Source organism: Noviherbaspirillum malthae (assembly GCF_015352985.1).
Lineage (GTDB): Bacteria > Pseudomonadota > Gammaproteobacteria > Burkholderiales > Burkholderiaceae_D > Noviherbaspirillum > Noviherbaspirillum malthae.
Genome location: NZ_JACYXF010000071.1, coordinates 23,699 through 30,258, shown reverse-complemented (window position 1 = coordinate 30,258; position 6,560 = coordinate 23,699). Strand labels below are relative to the sequence as shown.

General features: G+C 58.8%; 8 protein-coding genes and 2 tRNA genes. 4 read left to right on the top strand and 6 right to left on the bottom strand.

Features of this window, described 5'->3' with window-relative positions; all coding sequences use genetic code 11:
- Nucleotides 1-226: 226 nt before the first annotated feature.
- Together IGW03_RS32255 and IGW03_RS32250 are read left to right on the top strand one after the other, a co-directional pair.
- Entirely contained in the window at nucleotides 227-805 is a 579-nt protein-coding gene (locus IGW03_RS32255) for a M23 family metallopeptidase (RefSeq protein ID WP_194726555.1), read from the top strand.
- 111 nt (nucleotides 806-916) lie between these two features.
- Nucleotides 917-1,402: a DUF2269 family protein gene (locus IGW03_RS32250; RefSeq protein ID WP_194726554.1), complete on the top strand. Its 486-nt coding sequence runs from the start codon at nucleotides 917-919 to the stop codon at nucleotides 1,400-1,402.
- 25 nt (nucleotides 1,403-1,427) lie between these two features.
- Here the strand turns inward: IGW03_RS32250 and IGW03_RS32245 are convergent, their stop codons facing one another.
- Nucleotides 1,428-2,327 (bottom strand): cyanophycinase, encoded by a 900-nt coding sequence (locus tag IGW03_RS32245; RefSeq protein WP_194726553.1) that lies wholly within the window; start codon nucleotides 2,325-2,327, stop codon nucleotides 1,428-1,430.
- A gap of 521 nt (nucleotides 2,328-2,848) precedes the next feature.
- Between IGW03_RS32245 and IGW03_RS32240 the strand changes: the two genes are divergently transcribed.
- Nucleotides 2,849-4,009 (top strand): MFS transporter, encoded by a 1,161-nt coding sequence (locus IGW03_RS32240; RefSeq protein WP_194726552.1) that lies wholly within the window; start codon nucleotides 2,849-2,851, stop codon nucleotides 4,007-4,009.
- Between the two features lie 67 nt (nucleotides 4,010-4,076).
- On the opposite strand, the gene IGW03_RS32235 is transcribed toward IGW03_RS32240, so the two are convergent.
- From IGW03_RS32235 to IGW03_RS32215, 5 genes are all read right to left on the bottom strand, one after another.
- Nucleotides 4,077-4,265, bottom strand: coding sequence for a hypothetical protein (locus IGW03_RS32235; protein ID WP_194726551.1), 189 nt, complete (start codon nucleotides 4,263-4,265; stop codon nucleotides 4,077-4,079).
- A 247-nt stretch (nucleotides 4,266-4,512) separates the two neighbouring features.
- Nucleotides 4,513-4,597: transfer RNA gene (locus tag IGW03_RS32230), tRNA-Leu, on the bottom strand.
- A gap of 62 nt (nucleotides 4,598-4,659) precedes the next feature.
- Nucleotides 4,660-4,746 (bottom strand) — tRNA-Leu (locus IGW03_RS32225).
- A gap of 150 nt (nucleotides 4,747-4,896) precedes the next feature.
- Nucleotides 4,897-5,157 (bottom strand): hypothetical protein, encoded by a 261-nt coding sequence (locus tag IGW03_RS32220; RefSeq protein WP_194726550.1) that lies wholly within the window; start codon nucleotides 5,155-5,157, stop codon nucleotides 4,897-4,899.
- 92 nt (nucleotides 5,158-5,249) lie between these two features.
- Nucleotides 5,250-5,486, bottom strand: coding sequence for a hypothetical protein (locus IGW03_RS32215; protein ID WP_194726549.1), 237 nt, complete (start codon nucleotides 5,484-5,486; stop codon nucleotides 5,250-5,252).
- Nucleotides 5,487-5,609: 123 nt separating this feature from the next.
- Here IGW03_RS32215 and IGW03_RS32210 point away from each other — a divergent pair, with 123 nt between their 5' ends.
- Nucleotides 5,610-6,509, top strand: coding sequence for a DMT family transporter (locus IGW03_RS32210; RefSeq protein WP_194726548.1), 900 nt, complete (start codon nucleotides 5,610-5,612; stop codon nucleotides 6,507-6,509).
- Nucleotides 6,510-6,560: the final 51 nt, after the last annotated feature.

Below are 6,560 nucleotides of genomic sequence, written 5' to 3'. Positions count from 1 at the left end.
GCCCTTTACCGCCCTTGTTGCTCCCTGTCGCTTCGCGCTTTGTTTGCTGCGTTTCGCGACGGGAGCCGAACTATAGCAAAGCCCTCTGCATCTGCCAAGCACTTTTTCGCATACAACAGAAAAATGGCCTTTTAATCTTTGAAAATTAAGAAAAAGACATCGAAGATACTGCTCCGGGCTTTCCATCGCGCTTGAACCAGTGTGGATACATACTGCTCAAACAGGCATGCCATTCATCTCGCCATGGATATTTATTTTGCGCCTCACGCGCCTGCTGCTGGCTGCCATGGCGATTAATGCGAGCTTCGCCCTCATCAAGCCCGTGCTTGAAAAGTCGGTTTACCTTTCGGGTTTGATCGCCAGCCCTCCCGCCCAACATTTGCGCATCCCGGTTGATCGGGTAAGGCAGCGCCAGCTGCGGGACACTTGGCACGCTGAGAGAAGCCATGGACGCAGGCATGAGGGCATCGACATTTTTGCCGCACGCGGCACACCGGTACGCTCAACGACCGAGGGAATCATCAGCCGCATAGGCACCAACAGGCTTGGCGGCACAGTCGTCTGGGTTCTGGGACCGGGAGGGCACCGCCATTACTATGCCCATCTGGATCAGGTTGCCAACGTCCGGACCGGCGAACGCATCAGTGCAGGCGCCTTGCTGGGATTCGTGGGCAATACAGGAAATGCGAAGTCGACGCCGCCGCATTTGCATTACGGCATTTATACATCAAGGGGCGCCATCAATCCATTTCCTTTCCTGGCCGGCAAATCCTCGTCTGATGATGCGGTTCACGCCGCGTCGTGACCGGCGTCATGACTGCCGCGACCGGCAAGATGCGATGGAACTCGAACGGTCCGGTGGCATCGCCTGTCCATATGAGATTGACAATACGTCGTCGCCGACCAGCCCAAGACCATGTCCACTTACCTTCTCATCAAGACGCTGCATGTCATTTCTTCGGTTTTTCTCGCGGGAGTCGGATTTGGTTCCGCTTTCTATCTTTTCTTTGCCAACCGAAGCAAAAGCGTTGCTGCTCAGGCGGTTGTGGCTCGTCTCGTCGTACGCGCCGACTGGATATTCACGACGCCGGCAGGATTTATTCAACCGATTACCGGTTTCGCATTGATGCACATGGCGGGCTGGAAGCTGAACACTCCGTGGATCGCCTGGACCCTGGTCTTGTATGTGCTGGCGGGCGCATGCTGGCTGCCGGTAGTGTGGCTGCAAATGAGAATGAAGAAAATGGCGGACGAGGCCGTGGCCTGCAACAGCGAGCTGCCGCCTCTTTACTGGCAATATGCGCGCTGGTGGGAAGGGCTGGGCTATCCCGCCTTCACCGCCATGGTCATCATCTACTTCCTGATGGTGACAAAGCCTGCTCTGACCTGGCCATGGCCATGAAGTTGCCGAATACGCGAAAGGCTTTCTAGCGTGTCAGTACCGGGAGCACTTCAGCCAGGGCTTGCAAGGCAGATACTTCCTCCTCCAGCATGTTCTCCTTCTGCCGATAATGGTCGGCCGCGGAGGAAACCCCCGAGGGCAGCTGGTGTATTTGAATGGACGAGGCCTGCAGCAGTTCTTCCATGTCGACGTCTTCGACCGGGGCGCCCAGGCGTCTGCCGTCGACGATAGTGACGGCCCCTGAACCGATGACTTCGAATTTCCTGCCGCGGCTGATCACGAGGGCCGTATCCTCATCCACGCCAATGCCGATCAACTGCGGATGGCGCGCCACGGCGATCGCAAGCCGGTCAAGCCGGCGACGCTGAGAGAAATGCTGGTCAATCAGCGCCCCGCGCAGCAAGCCGAGCCCGTCGCTGATGGAGCGCCCTGCCAGCATATTGCGCGACATGGCGGCAGCGCCGGCGCTGGTGCCGGCAATGCAGACACCGCTGACGCGGTATGCGTGATCGAGCGCCCGTTCGAGACCGGTGCCGCCGATCAGGCCGAGGAGGCGTCGCTGGTCTCCACCTGTCAGCAGAACGAGATGCGACTGCTCGATCAAAGCGGCAAGTTCAGGATTGTCGGCGTCGTCGCGCGAGCCGACAGGGACATGCCTACGGCGCGTGACCCCAAGCTCTTCGAATACTCTGTCGTAACGCCCCCATACGAAGTCAGGGAACGCGCTTGCGGCAGCAATCACGGTGACCACCGGATCCTGCCGGCCTGTCAATGCCAGCATGCGCCGAAGAATCACCCGGTCGCCGGTACGGTCTTCCGCGCCGCCGATGATGACGAGATGCCCCGCAGGCTGGCGATCTTCAGCCTGCACCATGGCTTCCGCGGGTTCGGGACCGGCAAGCAGCTTGGCACCGGAACCTTTCATGACGCCCGCAACGCTCCAGGCACTTAACAGGCTGAGGCCGGCCAAAAGAATTTTTCTTCGTTTCATGGGCAAGCAAAGGCAAAGGGAAAGACAATGGAATGGATGCGATCGCAAATCGCCGCCGGCGTTGTACGGATGTGCTGCACTTTCCCTTCTGACCAAGCCTTGCCGGAAGCGTTTCGAACAAAGCTGAAGTGGACACGTCTATGGAGTGCGCGCTTTCCCCGAACACCCCATGTACGTACTCAGGAGCAATATAATGTCATCCCGTAATGACAGCATTGGCACGGGCCACCTCTCCGCGAAACAGGTTCGTGCAGAGGCCGGCTTCCCGAGACGGGCTTCAGCCGGAAAACCCGGCGTCTTTGCCGCTCCAAAAGGATGATGCGCATGCATTGCACAACATTGCATGGCAACGACTCTTTGCAATCAGCCCATCCACTCCTATCAATCCCGGACAAACGTGCGGCGCTACAGGATCTGCCTGTCCCGCTCGCGGATGTCGGTTTCATTTTTTGCCGATGACAGACTCTACCGAGCCGATGCGTGTCGCGCCGACGCGTTCCGGCCTGCTTCAGCAAGCCGCACTGCCCATGCTGTTTCTTCTCTTGGGCGTCGTTTATGCCAGCTGGGCCGCACGCATCCCGGCCATTCGTGACGCGCTTGCACTGAATTCGGCGCAGCTGGGCATCGTGCTGCTGAGCAGCGGCATCGGCGCCGTAAGTTCGTTTCCCCTCGCCGCCTGGCTGATCAGGAAACGCGGCGGACGCAAGTCCGCCTGGCTTACCGGCCTCGTTCTGCTGGCAAGTCTCCCCGCCCTGTCGCTGGTTCCAGGATTTGAGACTCTTCTGCTTGCCGCGGTTGTCTACGGCGCAGCGTCGAGCAGCTTCGACGTGGCGATCAATGCGATCGGCGCGGATGTCGAAAAGCTGGCGGGACGATCCATCATGTCGGCCCTGCACGCATGGTTTTGCGTCGGGACAGTCTCCGGGGCGCTGATCGGCAGCGGACTGGCGGGCATGGGCCTCGACCCGGTTACGCACTTCGCGGCGATAGCCTTGCTGTTATCCGTGCCGCTCTACCTCAGCTATGCAAGCCTCGACAGGGATGACCTCGATCCGCACGGCGCCAAGCGAAGCTTCGCCATTCCGCATGGCCCTGCGGTGGTGCTCGGGGTGATCTGTTTTTCCGGCGCGGTGGCGGAAGGCTCGGTCGCTGACTGGAGCGGCGTGTTCATGAAAGACCAGCTGGGTGTAGGGGACGGTATTGCGCCGCTGGGTTTTGCAGGATTCGCGGCGATGATGCTGGTCGCGCGTCTTGTCGGGGATCGGCTCAAGGACCGCTTTGGGGCTCGGCGCGTCATTTGTGCCGGCGCATTGCTTGCGGCAGCCGGGATATTCATTGCCGTTCCCGCTCTCAACACGGTCACAACGATATTCGGCTTTTCCATTGCCGGGGCCGGAATGGCTGCGCTATTTCCCTTCGTGTACAGCGCAGCCGCCCGATATGGTTCGACTGCGCTTGCCGCGGTCGCAACCTTCGGCTACAGCGGCAACCTGATCGGTCCGCCCATCATTGGTTTTGTTGCGCACGGCTGGGGCCTTCAGATGTCATTGGCGCTGCTTGGCGCCTTATGCCTGTTTATTGCAGCCGCCGCTTCACGGGCACGCGCACTTGGATGACCCATGCAGGCAAGTGTTCGCCCCCCGAGGGTGGAACACAGTGCCGAGCATGCCGGCGCCAATCGGATCAATAGTAGGCGACGCTCGCAGAACCCGGCTCCGTCTCTATGAGAATGAGATGTTCCGGCGCCATAACGTAACCAAGCTCCCACAGGTCGGCGAGCAGGGTTTCCTTGGCTTGGGTTTCCGAAGAGGCGTTTACCGCACTGCTTCCCTTCAATCCGCGCTTGTTGTATTCGAAATGGTAGATCGACATTGTTACCTCGCTGCATTATTTTCGAGATAAAGGTAACAAGAGCGAAGCCCGGAAGGCTTGCGTGATATCAAGAAGCCTGTCTCAGGTTTGGAAAACTTTGGGAAGCGACCGTTTGCCTGATGATCTCAGAGCGGAAGAACCGTCTGAAACAATAGAAGTATCCGTGATGGAGTATGGCCGAGCTGGAAATTCCAGCGGAAGGGAAAACCAAATACGACAGCTGCGATACCGACGGCATTGAAGCGTCTGGTGCCCAGAAGAGGACTCGAACCTCCACGTCTCTCGACACAGCGACCTCAACGCTGCGCGTCTACCAATTCCGCCATCTGGGCGACAGCTACTGCCTGCTTGTTCAACAGGACAGGTATTCATGCAAAGCACCCGTCATTAAGACTGGTGCCCAGAAGAGGACTCGAACCTCCACAGTGTTGCCACCGCTAGGACCTGAACCTAGTGCGTCTACCAATTCCGCCATCTGGGCTCCGTCGTGACTCGTTGAGAATCACGTCAAAGAGGCGCGCATCTTACCTCATAGAATCGAAACGCTCAAGTGCCTGGACGCCAAATTCGAAAAAAGTTGGAAAAAATTTTTGGAATCCCATTGCCGCCCCCAGACCGAAGAAACCGGCCGTCAGACCGGGCGTGGAATGAATCCGTAATGAATCACATAGGCGCGCCCTTTGTAAACGGCGGCGGTGCACCTCTCTATTCCTTCGCACGAGTGCATGATCTCGACGAGGAGATAGTCCGGCGGGCCGGCAGGCAGCTTCTTGCTGAGGCCGGCATATTCCCTGCGAACCGCAGCCGGCGCCGGCATGACCCATTCGCACGCGGGCAGCGATGCCTGTGAAACTGCGGGAATGACCGGGGACTTGGGGAACAGGCTGTGCATGATCGAATCGGCCTCAAGGAAGCGGCACAAAAGCATTTATCGAACGCCGCCTCGAATAGCCATCAACGGGGACGCGTAATGTGTGGATGCATTCAGCCGCGGTGCGGTGCGCCCTGTCTCCGGCGGTAGAGCACCATGGTCTGGACCAGCACAGCCCATTCCATCTCTTCGCGGAAAACTTCGGCGCTGCGTTCGATATAGTGGTATGTCCATCCGCATTCGCAGCACTCCGGGCAATCGAGATCAGGGATGGCCTGTGCCATTGCCGCGGTATAGCGCATCAGGTCTTCCATTGAAACTTCATCCTTGTCCATTGTCAGCCTTGTCATTGAAGCATGGTCGATGTCATTGAGACATCGGTTTGCAGCAAGGATTCAACAAAAGCATTGCATGACCATCACAGGATGGCTGCCGATGCTGCATGGAAGAAACTATCCCACTATCATTGAGGCATGAACCAGACCAATCCCGCTGGCGCGATCGCAATGATCACGCTTGCCGCCCTGTTGTTTTCCCTGATGGACGCCGGCACCAAGTTTCTTGGCGCATTCCTGCCGATGGTGCTTATCCTCTGGTGCCGATATGCGATTCAGGCCCTGATCATGGCCGGCACGGTGCTCTTCAACCGGGGCTGGCAGGGCTTTCGCACCAGGCATCCGCGCGTTCAGTTTCTGCGCGGCAGCATGCTGATCATGCTGAGCGTGCTGACCTTCTACAGCCTGAAGTATCTGCCGCTTGCGGAATTCACGGCAATCATCATGCTCTCGCCGATTCTTGTTACCGCGCTCACCAGCCGGCTCTCCCAGCGGCCGCTCGGCCTGCTGCGCTGGCTGCTGATTCTTGCGGCCTTCGCCGGCACCATGACCGTGATTCGCCCGGGGAGCGCGCTGTTTAATGTCGTTGCCCTGCTGCCACTGGTGGCCACGCTTGTCTCGGCCGCCTACAATCTGGTGACGAGCCGGCTGGCCTTGCTCGACAACCCGCATACCACGCAGTTCTATACAGGAGTCACCGGAGTCGCCCTGCTCTCGCCGCTGATTGTGCTGCAGGCAGGCCCCCTGCTGGACATCGGCATGCGGCTCGAGAGCGGCAAGCTTCTTGTCCTTCTCGCCATCGGCCTGCTGGGTACGGTCGCCCACCTGCTGCTGGTCATGGCATTCAGGCGCATGCATCCTGCGGCGCTGATGCCTTTTACCTATACCCAGATCGCCTTCGCCGCGATGATCGGATGGATTTTCTTCCAGCACTCGCCAGACTTCTGGTCATGGCTGGGCATGGGCATCATTGCCGCCAGCAGCTGCATGTCGGCGTGGCTGGACATGCATGAATCGCGGCGGCGGGCGACGAAATGAGAGCGGCTTGAATTTGCTACCTGCCTCACCGGGCGTATTTACATCATCGTC